Raw genomic sequence first — 19,583 nt, 5'->3', positions numbered from 1 at the left:
GCAACGCAAAATACGGATGCATACACAGAAGTATCAGCAGCACTGAAAGTATGTATGATGAATATGTCTAAAATTGCGAATGACCTTCGCTTAATGGCATCAGGTCCACGTGTTGGCTTAGCGGAAATTATGTTGCCTGCTCGTCAACCAGGTTCATCTATTATGCCAGGGAAAGTAAACCCTGTTATGCCAGAAGTAATTAATCAAATTGCGTTCCAAGTAATTGGTAACGACCATACAATTTGCCTTGCTTCAGAAGCAGGACAGTTAGAATTAAACGTTATGGAACCAGTACTTGTTTTCAACTTACTTCAATCTATTAGCATTATGAATAACGGTTTCCGTGCCTTTACAGATAATTGCTTAAAAGGAATTGAAGCGAATGAAGATCGCTTAAAAGAGTATGTTGAGAAGAGTGTAGGAATTATTACAGCCGTGAACCCTCATATCGGTTATGAAGCAGCAGCTCGCGTTGCGAAAGAAGCAATTGCAACAGGTCAATCCGTTCGAGAACTTTGTGTGAAAAACGGTGTACTGTCACAAGAAGACTTAGAGTTAATTCTAGATCCATTCGAAATGACGCACCCAGGGATTGCAGGAGCAACTCTTTTAAAGAAAAATTAAAAGAAGAGGGGGGACAATCCCCTCTTTTTTGTTTACAATATAGAAATGCTATATATGAATAGAGGTAGGGATGTTATGAGTAAGTTTACAGTAGCTTCTAATGGTTCATTAGAAACGACATTAAGAGGAGTAGAAGTATTATCGACACCACTTTTAAATAAAGGGGTCGCTTTCACGCAAGAAGAGAGAGAAGAATTAGGTTTAAAAGGGTTATTACCGCCAGCAGTTTTAACATTAGAAGAACAAGCACGCCGAGCATATGAACAATTCTGTTCTCAGCCGGATGATTTATTAAAGAACGTATATTTAACAGCGTTACATGATCGAAATGAAGTATTATTTTATCGTATATTAACAAATCACTTACGTGAAATGTTACCAATTGTATATACACCAACAGTCGGTGTAGCAATTCAAAGGTATAGTCATGAATACCGTAAACCGCGTGGTGTGTATTTATCAATTAACGATCCGTCGGGTATCGAAGAAGCATTCGCCAATATCGGTGCAACAGCTGAAAACATTGATTTAGTCGTTGTAACAGATGGAGAAGGCATACTTGGAATTGGTGACTGGGGTGTTGGTGGTATAAACATCGCAATCGGGAAATTAGCTGTTTATACGGCCGCAGTTGGTATCGATCCTAGCCGTGTATTACCGGTAATTTTAGATGTGGGTACAAATCGTGAGGAACTATTAAACAATCCATTTTATATTGGAAATCGTCACCCTCGTATAACTGGTGAAGCTTACGATGAATTTATTGATACATTTGTACAAGCAGTGAATAAACAATTCCCGAAAGCACTTTTACATTGGGAAGACTTTAGTTCTCGAAATGCACGAAAAATTTTAGATAAATATCGTCATGATATTTGTACATTTAATGATGATATTCAAGGTACAGGTGCAGTTTCACTTGCTGCTGTGTTATCGGCAGTGAAAGCTTCTGGTGTACCATTAAGTGAACACCGCGTTGTTGTATTTGGTGCTGGTACGGCTGGAATCGGTATCGCAGATCAAGTTAGAGATGCGATGGTCCGCGTAGGCGTATCTGAAGAAGAATCATATAAGCGTTTCTGGTGTATTGATCGTAACGGATTAGTTACAGATAATATGGAAGACCTTCTTGATTTCCAAATTCCGTACGCAAGAAAAGAAGCGGAAGTAAGTGAGTGGAAGCAAAATGATATGATCGGACTTGCTGAAGTTGTGAAACATGTAAAACCGACAATTTTAATTGGTACATCTACTGTTGCGGGCGCATTTAAAGAGGAAATTATTAAAGAAATGGCTTCTCACGTAGAAAGACCAATCATTTTACCAATGTCGAATCCAACACCGCTTGCTGAAGCAAAGCCAGCAGATGTAATCGAGTGGACAGAAGGAAGAGCATTAGTTGCAACAGGAAGTCCATTTGAACCAGTTACATATAACGGTGTAACGTATGTGATTGGACAATCAAATAATGCACTTATTTTCCCAGGGCTTGGTCTTGGAACAATTGTAGTACGTGCAAGCGTTATGACGGATGGAATGTTCGCAGCAGCTGCTGAAGCAGTTGCAAGTATGGTAGATACAAGTCAGCCAGGAGCACCTATTTTACCAGAGGTCGAAGAATTACGTAATATCTCAGAAATGGTTGCAATTGAAGTAGCTAAAGTTGCAGTTGCAGAAGGTGTTGCAAGAGTGAACTTAAGTGATAACGATATTAAGATGGCAGTGAAAGAAGCAATATGGGAGCCGGAGTACCGCCAAATAAAAGCGGTAGAAAAGGTTAGAATATAGAAAAAAAGCCCGTTTATAACAATAAGCGGGCTTTCGCTTTACTACTGAAAAAAAGTATAGGAAGTGGCACCTTTGAATTGGAATCAATTATGGAAGAAAGATATGTCCCTTTTAATTATATTAATGGTCGTTGTTCCTATTGCTGGGGAGCTGAACTTTCATCCCTTTAATGATACGTTTCGAGTTAGCTTCGGTACACCGCTATTTTTCTTTTTATTATTATTTTTAAGAAGAGTACCAGCAGGAGTTGCAGGTATTCTTGTTGGTATATCTGTAGTCTTATTCCGAGTATGTCTTGACTGGATCATGCAAGGTTCATTTCATATGACAGAATCATTTTATTTGCGTTATCCTGTGTTCTTCTATTATTTTATTTATGGCAGTCTTTTTTCGCTTTGCAGGGTAAATAAGTTCCATCAGAAACCAATCATTATTGGATGCCTTGGCATTTCAATTGAAATTGTTGCAAGTATGTCAGAACTTGCGTTCTATCACATGTTAGTACTCGGTACAACAATAACGATTTCTGAAGTAAATAAACTTATTATTATTGCTATTTTTCGTAGTTTCTTTGCACTTGGTTTTTTAAATATGATGAATTTATATGAAACGAAATTAAAAGAATCGCAAGTTCGAAAAGAAAATGAAAACATGTTAATGCATCTTTCTAATTTATATGTGGAATCTGTTCATTTGAAAAAGACATTACAAAATGCAGAGTTAATTACACAAGAAGCATATCAACTATATCGAAATTTACAAGCGAACGATGATCCCAATAGTAAAACAGCATTGAAAATAGCAGGAGAAGTGCACGAAATAAAAAAGGATAATCAAAGAATTTTTGCGGGATTATCTAAACTGTTATTAGATAAAAATGTAGCTGAGTATGTAGAAGGACATGAGCTTACAGAAATGATTGTAAGAATAAATGAAAAGTACGCTGGAATGCTAGAGAAAGATATACGTTTTTCTAAATATATAGAAGGTGAACACGCTGCATATCACGTGTATACAGTGCTATCAATCTTTAATAACTTAGTTGCCAATGCAGTGGAAGCAATTGAAGATAGAGGTCTCATTCATATTGATTTATATAAACGAGAGCAACATGTAATATTTGAAGTAATTGACGATGGCCCTGGTATTGCACAAAAGTATAAAAAATTAGTATTTAAGCCCGGGTTTACTTCCAAGTATGATCAAACAGGAACACCGTCAACAGGCATTGGACTTTCTTACATACATGAAATGGTAACAGAGCTAGGCGGAGAAGTAAGATTAGAAGACAATGAAACCGGAAAAGGGTGTAAGTTTATCGTTTGTTTACCGGAGTGCAGTTTAAAGCGGGAAGGGGAATAGATTTGTTTTATTATATCGTAGACGATGATGAAGTTTTCCGTTCAATGCTGTCGCAAATTATTGAAGATGGAGATCTTGGAGAAGTAATTGGTGAGGCGGATGACGGAGCTTTTATTGAAGCGGATCAACTAAATTTTAAAAAAATAGATATTTTATTTATTGATTTGTTGATGCCGATGAGGGACGGAATTGAAACAGTTCGTCACATTGCGTCAACTTTCACGGGGAAAATTATTATGATTTCTCAAGTGGAATCGAAGCAGCTTATAGGTGAGGCATATACATTTGGTGTAGAATATTATATTACAAAACCATTAAATAAAATCGAAGTTGTATCTGTTGTACGCAAAGTGATAGAGCGTATTAGATTGGAGCGTTCTATACATGATATTCAAAAATCATTGAATAACGTGTTTCAGTGGGAAAAACCGCAATTGCGTACTGAACCAGTACAAGAAGGAAAAAAGATAGGGGATTTAGGGCGATTTTTACTATCAGAACTCGGTATTGCGGGAGAGAATGGAAGTAAAGATTTACTTAGTATGCTGGAATATTTATATGGTCAAGAAAAGGCACAGACATTTGACTTTGGCTTTCCTGCGTTAAAAGAAATTTTTCATCATATTACGATAAGGAAATTAGGGGATATAGCTTTAGAGGCGGATATTGATAAAGAGAAAAAAGCGTCTGAACAAAGAGTACGTCGAGCTATTTATCAGTCGTTAAATCATTTGGCTTCTTTAGGACTAACAGACTTTTCAAATCCAAAATTTGAAAGCTATGCTCCAAAATTTTTCGATTTCACTGTAGTTAGAAAACGGATGACAGAAATGACGAAAGATGAACTTGCATCTTCTGGTCATACGCGAATTAATACAAAGAAGTTTATTCAAGTGTTGTATTTTGAGGCGAAGAGGTTGATGGAAATAGAGTGAAGAAGATGCTTATAAATAAGCATCTTTTTTGTTAAATCAACATTTTATATTTTCTCGTGGAGCATGTAAAATGTTAAGTAAGAGAAAATGGTTTTATATTAAGGAAGTGTCAAAGCGATGAGTTTCACATTGAATAAATCGATTATTAAAGAAGTGTGCGGAGAGACCTCATATAAAAGAGGTGAAGCCTATTATAAATCAAATAAAGTGATAATAAATCATTATGATAAAAATAAAGAAATTTGCGAGGCTACAGTAAAAGGGAACGAGGATTTCCATGTTACAGTAGAAAAAGCTAAAAAGGGTGATGTTGTTGCAAAATGTAGTTGTCCTTCATTATCGTCTTTTCAAACGTATTGTCAACATGTTGCAGCAGTATTAATACAAATAAACTATAATCAACAAACAGGTGGAATGAGCTCCACTAGTAACAGAAACGATCAATTGACAAGTGGTATGTTTCAGCTGTTTGCGGACAAACCACTGAGGCCAAAAAGTAAACAACACCGTTTTGATACACGCGAAATATTAGATGTTGAGTTTATATGTACACCAGTAGCTACGAGAAGTGGTGGAGCTCTACTTGGAATTCAATTGAAACTTGCCAAAGTGTATTTCATAAATCATATTAGAGAATTTCTTTCTAAGGTGGAGAAAAGAGAGTCTTTTCATTGTTCAAATGAATTTACATATACGCCAGATGTACATAGTTTTAAACAAGAAACGGATGCGATTATCCAGCAGCTCATTAAAATGTATCATAACGAAAAAATGTATGAGGATGCGCTAGAAGTACATGCGAAACAAGATGAAAGTATGATATTCATACCACCAGCTTCATGGAAAGATATGCTCTCTTCACTTTCTAAAGTTGAATATGTACAGCTGAAACAAAATGAACAACTGTTTCAGGGATTACAAGTTTCAAAAGGTTTGTTGCCGTTACACTTTGAATTTAAAAAGGGAAATAATGGCGGATTTACAATTCATATAGATGGTCTAAATCGTGTACGAGTTATGGATATGTATAACAATGCACTTTACGATGGGAAATTATATCACTTACACATTGAAGATTGTATGCGACTTATTGAATTACAAAAGATGATAAGTCGCTCAAATAGTAATCAGTTTTATATTCCAGAAAGTAAGATGGAACATTTCGTCGGGAAAGTTGTACCAGGATTAATGAAGCTCGGAACTGTACACATTGATGAAGTAATATCGGATCGTGTTGAAACACCTTCGCTAAAAGCGAAATTGTATTTAGACCGCGTGAAAAATCGCTTATTAGCAGGTCTTGAATTTCACTATGGGAACGTCATGATTAATCCGCTAGAAGAGGATGGACAGCCGTCTGTTTTTAATCGTGATGAGAAAAAGGAAAAAGAGATTTTAGACATTATGAGTGAAAGTGCCTTTGCAAAAACAGAAGGCGGTTACTTTATGCATAATGAAGAAGCTGAGTATAACTTTTTATATCACGTCGTGCCAACATTAAAAGGTTTAGTTGATATTTATGCGACGACAGCAATTAAATTGCGAATTAGTAAAGGGGATGTAGTTCCTCTTATTAGAGTGAGAAGAAAAGAAAGAATTGATTGGTTGTCATTTCGTTTTGATATAAAAGGAATACCAGAAGCAGAAATTAAAGGTGTATTAGCGGCCCTTGAAGAGAAACGTAAATATTATCGATTGGCGAACGGTTCTTTTTTATCGCTAGAGAGTAAAGAGTTTAATGAAATTAATCAGTTTATAAAAGAATCAGGTATTCGGAAAGAATTTTTACATGGAGAAGAGGTAAATGTTCCGCTTATTCGGAGTGTAAAATGGATGAATGGACTTCATGAAGGCAATGTTTTAAGTGTGGATGATTCTGTTCAAGAGTTAGTAGAAAACATTCAAAATCCGAAAAAATTAAAGTTTGCTGTGCCAAATACTTTAAATGCAGAAATGAGAAAGTATCAAGTATATGGGTTCGAATGGATGAAAACACTTGCTTATTACCGTTTTGGCGGTATTTTGGCAGATGATATGGGACTTGGAAAAACGTTGCAAAGCATTGCTTTTATAGATTCTGTTTTGCCTGAGATTCGAGAAAAGAAGCTGCCTATATTAGTCGTTTCACCATCATCTCTTGTTTATAATTGGTTTAGTGAATTGAAAAAATTCGCCCCGCATATTAGAGCGGTTATTGCAGATGGAAACCAAGCAGAGCGCCGGAAGATTTTGAAAGATATAGCGGAATTTGATGTCATAATTACGTCATATCCATTACTGAGAAGAGATATAAGATTATATGCAAGACCATTTCATACACTATTTCTTGATGAAGCACAGGCGTTTAAAAACCCTACAACACAAACGGCAAGAGCTGTGAAAACAATTCAAGCTGAATACCGTTTCGGACTAACGGGGACACCTGTAGAAAATTCATTAGAAGAGCTATGGTCTATCTTCCATGTCGTTTTCCCGGAATTATTACCAGGAAGAAAAGAGTTCGGTGATTTAAGGCGTGAAGATATAGCGAAGCGAGTGAAACCATTCGTATTAAGACGGTTAAAAGGGGACGTATTAAATGAGTTGCCAGAGAAAATAGAGCACTTACAATCATCGGAGTTATTACCCGATCAAAAGAGTCTCTATGCTGCTTATTTAGCGAAGTTAAGGGAAGAAACGTTGAAGCATTTAGACAAAGACACGTTACGTAAAAATAAAATTAGAATTTTAGCTGGTTTAACGAGATTGCGACAAATTTGTTGTCATCCCGCTTTATTTGTTGATGATTACAAAGGAAGTTCAGCTAAATTTGAACAACTGTTAGAGATTCTAGAGGAATGTAGAAGTACAGGGAAGAGAATATTAATTTTTTCTCAATTTACGAAGATGCTTTCTATTATTGGTCGTGAGTTAAATCGACAAGCAATTCCATACTTTTATTTAGACGGGAGTACACCAGCGCAGGAACGTGTAGAGCTGTGCGATCGGTTTAACGAAGGAGAAGGAGATCTCTTTCTCATTTCTTTAAAAGCTGGTGGTACCGGACTTAATTTAACTGGTGCAGATACAGTAATATTATATGATTTATGGTGGAATCCAGCTGTTGAACAACAAGCGGCCGATAGAGCGTATCGAATGGGACAAAAAAATACAGTGCAAGTTATAAAGCTAGTAGCTCAGGGAACAATTGAGGAGAAAATGCATGAACTGCAAGAAAGTAAGAAAAATTTAATCGCTGAAGTGATTGAGCCGGGAGAAGAGAAATTGTCCTCAATCACAGAGGAAGAAATTCGAGATATTTTAATGATTTAATATAAAAAAGCTATGCCTTCAAATTTATGAGGGGCATAGCTTTTTTGTTGTAATAATTATATTTTGTTTTGTACAAAGTAAAGAAATCAAATGTTATTTAAATTACTTCTTTGTACCTTTACTTTTGTATGGTTTGGCAGCTGCCTTTTTCTTTGCACTTGATTGCCAACGGTTCCATCCTTTACTTCCTGTACCTTGTCCTACACCTTTTTTCGGTTTTGCTTTCGTTTTACTCATATGATCACTCCGTTATATAAAAATCTTATTTGATAATAGTCAATGATTTAGAAAATACTCTTTATAAATGACTATGATTACTTTAAGTAAAAATAAACTGCTTGAATGCTATAGTATATCATGAAATTGCAAGTAAACTGAAAGGAATTATAAAGAAAATGAAAATAATAAGAAATACTGCGGATTCGATATTCCGAACGATCACATTAATTGTTGTGTATACGTTAGTTTCGATCAGTGAAACATTTTTTGGATTGACGAGGCAGAAAAAGTAAAGATGTTAAATTAACAACAATCAATAAAGCCGTAAAATAAAGAATTGAAAAACATTTTAAAACTTTTTGTTGACTTTCTTTATTTTTTGTATAGAATAATCATTAATAAAATGTTTCAGAGATGTGACAACAAAACGACTATGAAAGGACGAGTAGTAGTAGGACGTAGTTTAAGCGAGTCAGGGGTGGTGTGAGCCTGATACGAAGCCTATTATGAAGAACCTCCTGGAGTTGCTAACCGAAATCCTTTATAGGAAAGTAGACTTAGCCGGGAACTTCGCCGTTACAAGAAGAACAGTATCGAGATATTTCATCTCCGTACTGTATAAGTGAGCAACCTCTGTTGCTAATTTGGGTGGTACCGCGGAACCAAAGCCTTTCGTCCCAGTTTTTTGGGAAAGAAGGGCTTTTTTTGTTGGCTTCTTTTCACAACATCCAAACATTTTAGGAGGAAACCACCATGTATCAATCATTAATGACAGTAAGAGAGACTCAAATCGCAATTAAGGAAGTTAAAACATTTTTCGAGGACCAATTAGCAAAACGCCTTGAACTATTCCGCGTATCTGCACCATTATTCGTAACGAAAAAATCAGGATTAAACGATCACCTGAACGGTGTAGAACGCCCAATTGAATTTGATATGTTACATTCAGGAGAAGAATTAGAAATTGTTCATTCACTAGCGAAATGGAAACGATTTGCATTACATGAATACGGATACGAAGCTGGTGAAGGTTTATATACAAACATGAACGCGATTCGTCGTGATGAAGAACTTGATGCAACGCATTCCATTTACGTTGACCAATGGGATTGGGAAAAAATCGTTCAAAAAGAATGGCGTACTGTCGATTACTTACAAAAAACAGTACAAACAATTTATGGAATATTCAAAGATTTAGAAGATCACTTATTTGAAAAATATCCGTTCCTTGGAAAGTATTTACCAGAAGAGATTGTTTTCATTACTTCTCAAGAACTAGAAGATAAATATCCAGAATTAACACCGAAAGATCGTGAACACGCAATTGCGAAAGAACACGGTGCAGTCTTTATTATTGGAATTGGTGATGCACTTCGTTCAGGTGAAAAGCATGATGGACGCGCGGCTGATTATGACGATTGGAAATTAAACGGTGATATTTTATTCTGGCACCCAGTACTACAATCTTCATTTGAATTATCATCAATGGGAATTCGTGTTGATAGTAAATCACTTGATGAGCAGTTAACGAAAACTGGTGAAGACTTCAAACGTGAGTATGATTTCCATAAAGGTATATTAGAAGACGTACTACCATTAACAATCGGCGGTGGCATTGGACAATCAAGAATGTGCATGTACTTCTTACGTAAAGCACATATCGGTGAAGTTCAATCTTCTGTATGGCCTGACGATTTACGTGCAGCTTGTAAAAAAGAAAACATTCATCTGTTTTAATAGAAGTGAGGGAATAGCTTAAATATAGAGCTATTCCTTCTTTTTTATAAAACGTCACTTGCTTATTTATTACCGAGTTCTTCCGCTAAACCGATTAAAATTCCTTCGACTCCACGAATGTAGCAGAGACGATACGAGTTCTCGTATTGAACTACTTCGCCAACGAGTTCTGCACCATGCTTAGTGAGTCTGGATACCATTTCGTCAATGTCTTCAACGGTGAACATGACGCGTAGATAACCGAGGGCGTTTACAGGAGTATTTCGGTGATCTGATACAGTAGGTGGGGTGAGAAATCGCGAAAGTTCAATTCGGCTGTGGCCATCTGGAGTGACCATCATAGCAATCTCTACGCACTGAGAGCCGAGTCCAGTTACGCGACCAGCCCATTCACCTTCGACAGTGGCTCGCCCTTCGAGGTTCAAGCCAATCTCCTCGAAGAAAGAGATTGCGTTATCAAGGGATTCTACAACGATGCTGACATTGTCCATTCGTAGTAATTTGTTTTTTGCCATAGTCTTATCTCCTTATGTATAAAAGTTTATTATTTAATCATCCTCATAATTATACTACTAAGTAGTTACAAATTCCTTTCAGTCAAAAACACCTTGTCATAGTATATGAAAAGGTGACAAGGTGTTTTTTTATATGTCATATAGCATCTTGTTAACGAACAGCATTTTATTTAATAGGAAGGAAGTAGATTAATATGATTTTTTTATAAGCGTTACTGAAAATATCAAATTAGCTCATTTGCACTAAAGGCTCAATTTTCGCCATAAATGATTGATGCAACGCCTCAACACCTGTTACTAAATGAAGGCGGTCAATAACGACAGACACTTTAATTTCTGATGTACTTACCATTTTGATATGAATATTTTCTTCTTTTAAAGTAGTGAACATATTTGCAGCGACACCAGGGTTAGATACCATGCCAGATCCTACGATTGATACTTTTGCTAAGTGATTTTCATGTTCTACAGATTCGTAGTGAAGAGTTTCTTGATTTTGTTCCAAAACTTTTAAAGTTTCTCTTAAATCATTCGAGTGAATGGAGAAGGAGAGATGTACAGTTCCTTCATTTGTAATACTTTGAATGATGATATCTACATTAATGTGTGCTGCTGCTAATGTAGAGAAAACTGTTGAAAGCGAGCCTTGTTCTAGTCCTTTAATTGTGACACGTGTAATGTTATCCTCAAATGCAATACCTTTAACGATTGATTGTTGTTCCATGTTACATTCTCCTTTTACAATTGTTCCGTTTTCTTGTTCCATACTTGAGCGAACTTCTAAAACTACGTTATGATTTTTAGCAAACTCAACAGCGCGCGGGTGTAATACGCCAGCACCGAGATTAGCAAGCTCTAACATTTCGTCATAAGAAATTTCATCTAATTTGTAAGCATCTTTTACAACTCGTGGGTCCGTCGTATATACGCCTGTCACATCCGTATAAATATCACATTTTTTTGCTTTAAGTGCAGCGGCTAGTGCGACAGCAGTCGTATCAGAACCACCACGGCCAAGCGTTGTAATTTCATTTTCTACACTTATACCTTGGAAACCAGCTACGATAACAATCGTGCCTTCAGCAAGATAAGATTGAATACGATCTGTATGAATGTCAGTAATCCGTGCACTACTATGTACAGATTCTGTCGTAATACCTGCTTGCCACCCTGTTAATGAAATTGCATGATAGCCTTTTGCTTGCAGTGCCATTGTTAATAATGAAATAGTTACTTGTTCTCCTGTAGATAGAAGCATATCCATTTCACGTTTACTTGGATTTTCTGTGATAGCGTTAGCGAGTGCGACAAGTTCATCTGTGCTTTTTCCCATTGCTGAAACGACAGAGACAATGCTATGACCTCGTTCATATTCTTCAATAATTAAATTTGCTACATGTTGAATGCGTTCGACGCTTCCGACAGAAGTGCCACCAAATTTTTGAACAATTGTTTCCATTACAAATTCCTTCTTTCGTCTATTTTTAAGAATAGATTAGGAAATATATAAATCCCAATACTCCTGTAGTTACCAGAAAGACAAACAAAAAACACCATCTCAAATAAGTGAGGATGGTGCTGTTACAGGAAAAGGGAAACAGAAAACGGAGCTAATAAAAAAACCGCCAAAAAAGGAATATCATAAAAAAATGATATCTCTTTTTTGTAGATAGCTCTTCATATGTACACGTCTGTACATATGACAGTTCTGTTTCTATTCGAAAACAGCCCCAATTGATAAATGCAGAGAAATTTATCAATTTCGGCAATACTTCCTTTCATCTAAGTTCATAGACATCTCTGTGTCTCCATTAGAATACTCATAAGTATCGCAACCTCTATCTCACGTTTTAGGCGAGAGTGTTTGATTTATGAAGTTGTTGGTAACATTTGTTTTATAATAATTTAAATTTTTCGTGGAATCAAGTGTTTTATATATATTTTAAAAATTCTTTCTTTTTTATGAGGAAGTTTGTGAAAAATGTAGCAAAATAAATTCATTGCATGTACATTAAACTTATAGTGCATAGGAGGTGGGGAGAATGAAAAGGAAACAGCCTATTTATGTTGCGACAAAAATGAACACGACGATGGAAAAATTATGGGAATATACGCAAGAACCAGATATACATACAGAGTGGGATGCTCGCTTTACTGAAATTTCGTATTTAGAGAAAAAAGAAGGAGAACCACAGAAGTTTTTGTATAAAACAAAGATTGGATTTGGGCTTGAAATAGCTGGAGAAGGGGAATCAATAGGTGAAATAAGAAAAGAAACTGGTGAAAGAATTTCCTCTTTAAAATTTTGGACGGATAATACATTATCTCTTATTCAAATAGGACGTGGTTATTGGAAGTATACGCCGAATAAAGAATACATCCATTTTGAGACACAATATGATTATGATACAAGATTTGGTCGTATAGGAAATGTAATAGATTCCTATATTTTTCGTCCGTTATTAGGTTGGGCGACCGCTTGGAGTTTTGATGCCTTAAAATTATGGTTAGAAAAGGGGCTTCATCCTAGGTTACTAATTAGAAGAACAATGACGTATTGGCTCGTATGTTCTTTATTTGCTTTTGTATGGATATATCAAGGGATAGTGCCGAAACTACTGTTTACTCATTCAGAAGAAGTAAAGATGCTTTCTGTATTAATCGGTTCAAATGAAAATAGTGTATATATACTTAAAATAATTGGGGTGTTAGAAATAATTTTCGGTGTCGTATGGCTGTTGCCACTAACAAAACGAAAATTATTTATACTGCATATTATTGTGTTATTGGTTTTAACGATAGCGGCAGGATTTACGAATATCGCAAGTTTTACAGGTCCGTTTAATCCGATTACATTAAATATTCTTCTAATGGGGTTATCAATTATCGGTTATATAAATAGTTTCGATTTACCAAGCGCGAAAAATTGCAAGAGGACGAGAAAGGGATAAGTGTATGGCTAATATGTATGAACGATTATTAGGGGATATCTATAAAAATCTTCATCCTGAATTGCAGAAGCGTTATGCGATTACAGAAGAAAATAGTTTTACAGGGGAAGGAAAGATGGATGAAATTTACGGTGGTTCTTTTTCGTAAAATTCATATTAAAAATTGCATCGAAGTTTCGAATATTTTTCTCGGAACGAGGAGAGGAAATTCCATTTACGATACAAAACATAGCTGAGCGAGATGAATATGGACAAGAATTAGTAAGGTGGAACCGTACTTTTTATTTTCATAATAAGAAAAGATATTTTAACGCAGTTATGCAATTGGATGAAAACGAAAATGAAATTGTAGATTATTTTGGCGAACCACATTTACTCGTTTCTACACTACATTTTCATATCGATGAGTTAGGGGCAATGCATATTACTTCAAAGAAACAATGGTTTTATATGTTTGGAAGAAAAATTCCGTTGCCAAAATTCTTGTATGGTGAAGCAAAAATTGTTGAAAGTTATGATGCAACACTACAGTGTTTTCGAATTCATGTACAAGTACGAAACCCGTTAATTGGCTCGCTTTTTTCATATAAGGGAACATTTGTGGAAAGGAAATAAACGATATGAAAAATATAATATTTGGGCTTGCTGGTTATGTTGTTTTTCTATTATGTGAGCGGTCGAATATAAATCCTGTTGAAGCAATTATATTATTATCTGTTTTATTATTTATACCAATGTCACTTTGTATTATTGATAAAAGAAAAAGAGATGGCTCGTATTTATTATTTTATAAATTCGTATCGTTTTTATATCCAATTGCAGCAATTTGTGCAATGCTAGCTTTCGTCACAAATCACTATGTATTTGCGCTAGTTTGGTTTGTATATACAGGAATTGTTGCGTTATTTGGTGTAAGTAGATTGCTAGAAAGAGGATGGAAGCCGTTAGAAGAGACCGCCATAGATAGTGCGTTTATTTATTTGTTTTTAGGTGGTTTTTGGTTTTTTGCTTCAGTAGCAAAACTTTCAATTATGCAGTTTAGCTCTGACATTGTTTTACTCACAGCTGCACATTTTCATTATTCGGCGTTTCTATTGCCATTATCAGCTGGTTTAATAGGGAGAAAAAGAGAAAAGAGAAGTAAAGTATATGATGTTATTATGTTTATCATCATGATTTCACCTATGACAGTCGCAATAGGAATTACATACTCGAGAATATTTGAATTTTTTGCAGTGTTTCTATATTTATGTGCGATTTATGGGTATGGATTTTACGTTTGGAGAGCAAAATTTAATGCTATCAGTGCAAAGATTCTTCTAATCGTTTCGTCTAGTACACTCATGGTTACAATTATGTTCTCACTTATATACTCATACGGGAATTTGAAGCATGTAATGACGATTACAATTGCTCAAATGGTTTGGATTCACGGTGTTGTCAACGGAATTGGAGTAGCGTTACCGGCATTTGTCGGCTGGATGATCGAAAAGAGTGTTCCGAATTATAAATACTATGGGAAACCAATGAGTAAATTAAGAGGAAGTGTGGCAATTGGTGAGGCTTTTTTATATAGCGGCAACTTAGTAGGCAGTAAGGAATACAACGGTTTAGTTGATAAAGTAAATGACTTTCATAGTGAGTCATTTGACGTGACGGAGGTACCTTTAAGTATTATTCGTTTTTATGAAAATACAACAGAGTATGAGTTGCAATCAAATATTAAATGGGCTCGTTGGTTCCGCCCATTTGCATTTTGTTATGAGAAAATGAGCAAGCGTGTAGGACAAATACATTTAGGAATGGGCGACAAGTGGGAACCGATGCATGGCTCTATCATTGGTGTAATGGATGAGAAAGATGGAAGAGAGAATGTAAGGGCTTGGCTAAGGAAAAATGAAGCAGGTGAATCTATTTTTGTAGCTCTTTATTCAAAGCATACAAATAAGAATGAGACATATATGAATATCGCCTTACCTTTACCTTATTCGAATATGACTGGTATTTTGAAAATATATAATGATAGTCATGATTTAATCATTACTAGTAAGTTAAGAGAAAATGGTCAGGGAGATGAGGGTATTTATTTACATACTCGGTTCTTAACAATCCGTTTACCGTTAGCAGAGACTTTCGTCATTACAGAGGATAAGGATAAAATGTTAACAGCTCATCATAGCATGTGGATATTTGGACTTAAATTTTTACATATTCATTATAAGATTGAAAAAATTACTTAGAAGTAAGAAAGGCTTGGACAGGTTTCCAAGCTTTTTTTATGTATGGGTAATTGTCATAGAAATTTGTTTATTTAGCTCATTATCCCAAACACGTTGAATTTCAAAAGTGCCTGTTTCAAAAAATAATGGGAATCTCTCTTTAAACCAATCTTGCATAGGAAGATGTAGTGCTGTATCGATTGGTATCCATAATAATTCGCCCTCAGGAGGGTTTAAAAGAAGTTCACCTTCAAATGAGTCTGTCCAGTAGTTAAATACCATGTACCGAACATTACCTTTCGGATTTACATATTCATCTAATCCTTTAAAAGTTAAATTCGAAACAAGTAATCCAGTTTCCTCTTTTACTTCTCTTATAGCGGCTTGAACGATACTTTCGGGGAAATCTACTTTGCCGCCAGGAGCGATGTAGCCAGGGAAACCTCGATGGTTGGGGCGTTTTATGAGTAAAACTTCATTGTTACGTTGGATCATACACATTGTATAGATCTGGTGTTCGATGTTATGTGAATTTAGAGGCATAATGATGTATTCTCCTTTATATTTTTTTGATAATTTTACCATAACATAATTGTTTCTTATATAATTATAAATTGAATATTATAAATTTTAAGTTATAAATTATGAATTCTATAGTCATTCGAAAAGAGGGAAGAGACATGCAAGGAGAAATACAAAAGGAGAAAAGTTTAGGTTATGTTGGTAAATTATTATTACCGGTTAAAGTATCACCACACTTTAAATTTTTATGGATTGGACAATTACTCTCGGCCTTAGGTAGTTCGATAACTATGGTCATACTCCCAGTTGTTGTGTATTCATTAATTGGCTCAACAGTTGTGATGGGAATGACAATGGCAATGTCCATGCTACCTAATATTCTCGCTTTACCGTTTGCAGGTTTAATTGTAGACCGAATTGATCGGGTTAAATTAATGTTATTTACGGATATACTCCGCTGTATATTAATGCTATTACTTGCATCGCTTATATTTATGGATTTATTAACAATTACAGTTTTATACATTCTCGTTGCCTTATACGGACTTATGGAAGGGATATTCCAACCAGCATATTCTGCTGTAAGGGCGAAAGTATTCGTTCCTGAAATTCGTAATGCAGCTAACGCACTCACTCAAATGAGTAATCAAGGTATACGATTAATTGGACCAGCACTTGGTGGGTTAATCGTATCGGTTGCGTCTGCAGGGATAGGTTTCGGACTAGATGCAGTAACGTACTTATTATCATTTTTATGTTTATTATTTTTAAAAGAAATTAAGTTTGAAAAAGTAAAACCCATTGAAAAGAGTAAGCTTAATTACAAACAAGAGTTTATGGAAGGTGTATTAGTTTTAAAAAGTCATCCGTGGCTGTGGATTACAATTTTAGTTTTTTCTTTTATAAATATTTGTTATGCCGGCATTATCGTCGTATTAATTCCGTGGTTATTTAATGTTCATCATCATTTTGAAGCTTACGTGTATGGACTTGGCATGGCCTTTTCTGGTGGTGGGGCTGTAATTGCTGCATTAATATTTGGTGGGAAAGAGCGGTGGCATAAGAGAGGATTACTGGCTTATGGAGGTGTTTTAATGAGTGGTATTGCTTTATTAATTATGCCATTCATTTCTTGGGCACCCGCTTTAATATTCTTAATGGCAATTGAAGGATTTGGCATGATGATATTTGGACTCATTTGGGAAACGAGTTTACAGGAACTTGTACCAGAAGAAGCATTCGGAAGAGTGGCAAGTCTTGATATGTTGGGTTCTTTTGCTTTATTGCCATTAGGGTATGTAGTTGTAGGCTGGTTAGCTACTGTCATAGGTGGCGAGATAACTATTATAACACTAGCTAGTTTAGTAATTTTAACAATTGGAATAGCATTGTCTGTACCGAGTATTCGTCGATTTAATTGATTATATGGGAAAAGAGGGCTAGACCTATATAGAAAATAACCTAGCATATAATCAACCAGTATTAATAAAACAACTTTGTAATGAAAAGCCTTCCATACATATTTGGCGCAAAAAATTAGTATCGAAGCAACAAAATTAGAAATCACAAAAAAAGTGACGGAAGCGATACAAGCAGGTTTCAAAAAAGAAGAATAAGCCCTAAAGAAATTAGGACTTATTCTTCACTAAATACAAATGTTTGTTTCATTTTTTTACCTTCATTTACCGGATGGCCGTTATAAGAGAAATTCTTTTCTTCCCAAGTGATCACAACTTTAAAATTATGACTATTAAAGTCTAATGGGAATACCATGTACTCAAAGCTTGTATGACTTTTAGAAATATTTTCATTAGGTGTAGTAGGTTTAAAGGTAGCCTTAGAGGTAGGATTGTTATCAAGTATTTCCACAGATACGTTTGATACATCATGACCGATGTTTTTTACGAGTAAACTATACGTATCAAATACACCTTGCTTTGGCTGGATTGCTTGCTTGTTTGAGTTATGAGATTTATCAATTTCGACATACCATTGTTTAGACTTTGACGCAATCGGTAGTGACTGAAATGTGTAAGCACTAGCTTGCATTGGTAGTGCTAAACATATAAGCGTAAAGAGAGTTAATATTTTTCGTTTCATTTTTTGAGAGCTCCCATTCTTTAATGGATTTACTTGTTATTATCTTCTTTTTACGAGTAAATATACCATATAATGTAAAGTGAGTATTGTGAGTAGTGAATCAATATCTTATTCACTACTCTTATAGCTGGCATAATTACGTATGTAGTAAGAAAGAATAAATTTGTTTTTTCTATACTTAGATTACTGCCCTTTTTAAAAGGGCTATTTTTACGTTTTAAAAAAAGAATATACTAAGAGTTCCGTATAAATTATTTATTTTAATGTAGTTAAATGTGCTTGTAGATGTGAAATTAGAGAAGGAAGCTGTGTAGAGATGTTTCTACACAGCTTTTTAGGATATGAAAAAAATCCCGAAAAATATGTTAAAATAACATTGTCATACAACAAGGGGGCTTTGTTTTATGGAAAATGTACATCTTGCTAAAGTAGATTTAACGAAAAAAATTGAATCAAAATCTAAGTACAACAAGAAACTCGAAAAATATCAAAGGCGCTTATTAGCATTACAGCAAATTTTGAAAGAAGAAAAAATCGCGGTTATGCTTGTTATGGAAGGATGGGATGCGGCTGGTAAAGGTGGGGCAATTAAGCGGGTGACGGAACATCTTGACCCACGTGGGTTCCAAGTAGATCCAATTGGAGCGCCTGCACCTCATGAAAAACGTTACCATTATTTGCAACGTTTCTGGCGCAAAATTCCACAGTACGGGCAAATTACCATTTTTGATCGCTCATGGTACGGTCGTGTGTTAGTTGAGCGTGTTGAAGGTTTTGCTACAAAGGAAGAGTGGATGAGAGCATATGATGAGATTAATGATTTTGAAAAACTACTAACAGATGACCATTACATAATAGGGAAGTTCTTCTACCATATAAGTAAAGAGGAACAGTTAAAGAGATTTAACGATAGAGAGAAAAATCCTTTGAAAAGATGGAAAATTACAGATGAAGATTGGCGTAATCGTGAAAAATGGGATGAGTATGTTGAAGCGATGGAAGACATGTTTGAAAGAACAAGTAAGCAAAATGCGAAGTGGCATATTATTGAAAGTAACGATAAATTGTATGCCCGTGTGAAAACGTTAAAAATCATTATTTCATTCATAGAGGATTATTTCTTAGAACATGGTATAGAATTGCCTTCTTATTATTATGAAATGAAAGAGGATATTGAAGTTTTGCAAGATGTAGGTGTGAAAGAGTAAATAAGAAAATGGCCCTGTGAATTGGTAAAACCAAATTATGGGGCTTTTTTATTTAGAAACATTTTACAAATAACAAAATAAGGTATATAAT

15 protein-coding genes, 1 pseudogene, 1 riboswitch and 1 other annotated feature are annotated in these 19,583 nt (G+C 35.2%); of the genes and pseudogenes, 11 read left to right on the top strand and 5 right to left on the bottom strand.

The window, feature by feature from the left end:
* From DN403_RS25595 to DN403_RS25575, 5 genes are all read left to right on the top strand, one after another.
* A partial coding sequence (locus DN403_RS25595; protein ID WP_255452063.1) for a lyase family protein occupies nucleotides 1-624 on the top strand: 624 nt, incomplete at its 5' end.
* A gap of 75 nt (nucleotides 625-699) precedes the next feature.
* Nucleotides 700-2,412, top strand: coding sequence for an oxaloacetate-decarboxylating malate dehydrogenase (malS, locus tag DN403_RS25590; protein ID WP_000033289.1), 1,713 nt, complete (start codon nucleotides 700-702; stop codon nucleotides 2,410-2,412).
* 63 nt (nucleotides 2,413-2,475) lie between these two features.
* A complete protein-coding gene (locus DN403_RS25585; RefSeq protein ID WP_079997134.1) occupies nucleotides 2,476-3,774 on the top strand; it encodes a sensor histidine kinase in 1,299 nt (432 codons plus the stop codon).
* A 2-nt stretch (nucleotides 3,775-3,776) separates the two neighbouring features.
* Entirely contained in the window at nucleotides 3,777-4,709 is a 933-nt protein-coding gene (locus tag DN403_RS25580; protein ID WP_000500296.1) for a response regulator, read from the top strand.
* 117 nt (nucleotides 4,710-4,826) lie between these two features.
* The gene (locus DN403_RS25575; protein WP_137073173.1) at nucleotides 4,827-8,021 is read left to right on the top strand and encodes a DEAD/DEAH box helicase; all 3,195 of its coding nucleotides are present in this window, start codon (nucleotides 4,827-4,829) and stop codon (nucleotides 8,019-8,021) included.
* A 102-nt stretch (nucleotides 8,022-8,123) separates the two neighbouring features.
* Here DN403_RS25575 and DN403_RS25570 read toward each other — a convergent pair whose 3' ends face one another.
* Nucleotides 8,124-8,258 carry a DUF3934 domain-containing protein gene (locus DN403_RS25570; RefSeq protein ID WP_000047588.1) on the bottom strand — a complete coding sequence of 45 codons (135 nt, stop codon included), beginning with the start codon at nucleotides 8,256-8,258 and terminating at the stop codon, nucleotides 8,124-8,126.
* Nucleotides 8,259-8,664: 406 nt separating this feature from the next.
* Nucleotides 8,665-8,923: a binding site (T-box leader), on the top strand.
* Nucleotides 8,924-8,993: 70 nt separating this feature from the next.
* On the opposite strand from DN403_RS25570, the gene asnA reads away from it, so the two are divergent.
* Nucleotides 8,994-9,977 (top strand): aspartate--ammonia ligase, encoded by a 984-nt coding sequence (gene asnA / locus DN403_RS25565; RefSeq protein WP_000284912.1) that lies wholly within the window; start codon nucleotides 8,994-8,996, stop codon nucleotides 9,975-9,977.
* Nucleotides 9,978-10,039: 62 nt separating this feature from the next.
* Here asnA and DN403_RS25560 read toward each other — a convergent pair whose 3' ends face one another.
* Together DN403_RS25560 and DN403_RS25555 are read right to left on the bottom strand one after the other, a co-directional pair.
* Entirely contained in the window at nucleotides 10,040-10,492 is a 453-nt protein-coding gene (locus DN403_RS25560) for a VOC family protein (RefSeq protein WP_001107268.1), read from the bottom strand.
* A 229-nt stretch (nucleotides 10,493-10,721) separates the two neighbouring features.
* A complete protein-coding gene (locus DN403_RS25555) occupies nucleotides 10,722-11,951 on the bottom strand; it encodes an aspartate kinase (RefSeq protein ID WP_000448034.1) in 1,230 nt (409 codons plus the stop codon).
* A 203-nt stretch (nucleotides 11,952-12,154) separates the two neighbouring features.
* Nucleotides 12,155-12,341, bottom strand: a riboswitch (Lysine riboswitch).
* Between the two features lie 193 nt (nucleotides 12,342-12,534).
* Here DN403_RS25555 and DN403_RS25545 point away from each other — a divergent pair.
* The 3 genes and pseudogenes from DN403_RS25545 to DN403_RS25535 all read left to right on the top strand — a co-directional run bounded on the left by DN403_RS25545 (nucleotide 12,535) and on the right by DN403_RS25535 (nucleotide 15,683).
* Nucleotides 12,535-13,443, top strand: a complete 909-nt coding sequence (locus DN403_RS25545; RefSeq protein WP_016077881.1) for a DoxX-like family protein — start codon at nucleotides 12,535-12,537, stop codon at nucleotides 13,441-13,443.
* Nucleotides 13,444-13,447: 4 nt separating this feature from the next.
* Nucleotides 13,448-14,058, top strand: a pseudogene (locus DN403_RS25540) (DUF4166 domain-containing protein).
* A 5-nt stretch (nucleotides 14,059-14,063) separates the two neighbouring features.
* Nucleotides 14,064-15,683: a YndJ family protein gene (locus DN403_RS25535; RefSeq protein WP_149185863.1), complete on the top strand. Its 1,620-nt coding sequence runs from the start codon at nucleotides 14,064-14,066 to the stop codon at nucleotides 15,681-15,683.
* 36 nt (nucleotides 15,684-15,719) lie between these two features.
* Here the strand turns inward: DN403_RS25535 and DN403_RS25530 are convergent, their stop codons facing one another.
* Complete coding sequence (locus DN403_RS25530) at nucleotides 15,720-16,205, bottom strand: 8-oxo-dGTP diphosphatase (protein WP_001130579.1); 486 nt, start codon at nucleotides 16,203-16,205, stop codon at nucleotides 15,720-15,722.
* A gap of 137 nt (nucleotides 16,206-16,342) precedes the next feature.
* Between DN403_RS25530 and DN403_RS25525 the strand changes: the two genes are divergently transcribed.
* The gene (locus tag DN403_RS25525) at nucleotides 16,343-17,605 is read left to right on the top strand and encodes an MFS transporter (RefSeq protein ID WP_016077879.1); all 1,263 of its coding nucleotides are present in this window, start codon (nucleotides 16,343-16,345) and stop codon (nucleotides 17,603-17,605) included.
* Nucleotides 17,606-17,819: 214 nt separating this feature from the next.
* Here DN403_RS25525 and DN403_RS25520 read toward each other — a convergent pair whose 3' ends face one another.
* On the bottom strand, nucleotides 17,820-18,284 hold the full coding sequence (locus DN403_RS25520) for a hypothetical protein (protein ID WP_000823339.1): 465 nt from the start codon (nucleotides 18,282-18,284) through the stop codon (nucleotides 17,820-17,822).
* Between the two features lie 404 nt (nucleotides 18,285-18,688).
* Here DN403_RS25520 and DN403_RS25515 point away from each other — a divergent pair, with 404 nt between their 5' ends.
* Nucleotides 18,689-19,492 (top strand): polyphosphate kinase 2 family protein, encoded by an 804-nt coding sequence (locus DN403_RS25515; protein ID WP_016077878.1) that lies wholly within the window; start codon nucleotides 18,689-18,691, stop codon nucleotides 19,490-19,492.
* The last annotated feature ends 91 nt before the right edge of the window (nucleotides 19,493-19,583 follow it).

The organism is Bacillus sp. AY2-1 (assembly GCF_008368965.1).
In the GTDB taxonomy this organism is placed as follows: domain Bacteria; phylum Bacillota; class Bacilli; order Bacillales; family Bacillaceae_G; genus Bacillus_A; species Bacillus_A thuringiensis_S.
The sequence above is the reverse complement of the archived record's forward strand: the minus strand, read 5'-3'. Positions and strand labels throughout refer to the sequence as shown.

Bases quoted from the DNA above. Each gene is read 5' to 3' on its own strand.
- DN403_RS25530 (WP_001130579.1), bottom strand. From the start codon at position 16,205: ATGCCTCTAAATTCACATAACATCGAACACCAGATCTATACAATGTGT.
- DN403_RS25575 (WP_137073173.1), top strand. From the start codon at position 4,827: ATGAGTTTCACATTGAATAAATCGATTATTAAAGAAGTGTGCGGAGAG.
- DN403_RS25545 (WP_016077881.1), top strand. From the start codon at position 12,535: ATGAAAAGGAAACAGCCTATTTATGTTGCGACAAAAATGAACACGACG.
- DN403_RS25535 (WP_149185863.1), top strand. From the start codon at position 14,064: ATGAAAAATATAATATTTGGGCTTGCTGGTTATGTTGTTTTTCTATTA.
- DN403_RS25560 (WP_001107268.1), bottom strand. From the start codon at position 10,492: ATGGCAAAAAACAAATTACTACGAATGGACAATGTCAGCATCGTTGTA.
- DN403_RS25515 (WP_016077878.1), top strand. From the start codon at position 18,689: ATGGAAAATGTACATCTTGCTAAAGTAGATTTAACGAAAAAAATTGAA.
- DN403_RS25525 (WP_016077879.1), top strand. From the start codon at position 16,343: ATGCAAGGAGAAATACAAAAGGAGAAAAGTTTAGGTTATGTTGGTAAA.
- DN403_RS25520 (WP_000823339.1), bottom strand. From the start codon at position 18,284: ATGAAACGAAAAATATTAACTCTCTTTACGCTTATATGTTTAGCACTA.
- DN403_RS25570 (WP_000047588.1), bottom strand. From the start codon at position 8,258: ATGAGTAAAACGAAAGCAAAACCGAAAAAAGGTGTAGGACAAGGTACA.
- malS (WP_000033289.1), top strand. From the start codon at position 700: ATGAGTAAGTTTACAGTAGCTTCTAATGGTTCATTAGAAACGACATTA.
- DN403_RS25555 (WP_000448034.1), bottom strand. From the start codon at position 11,951: ATGGAAACAATTGTTCAAAAATTTGGTGGCACTTCTGTCGGAAGCGTC.
- asnA (WP_000284912.1), top strand. From the start codon at position 8,994: ATGTATCAATCATTAATGACAGTAAGAGAGACTCAAATCGCAATTAAG.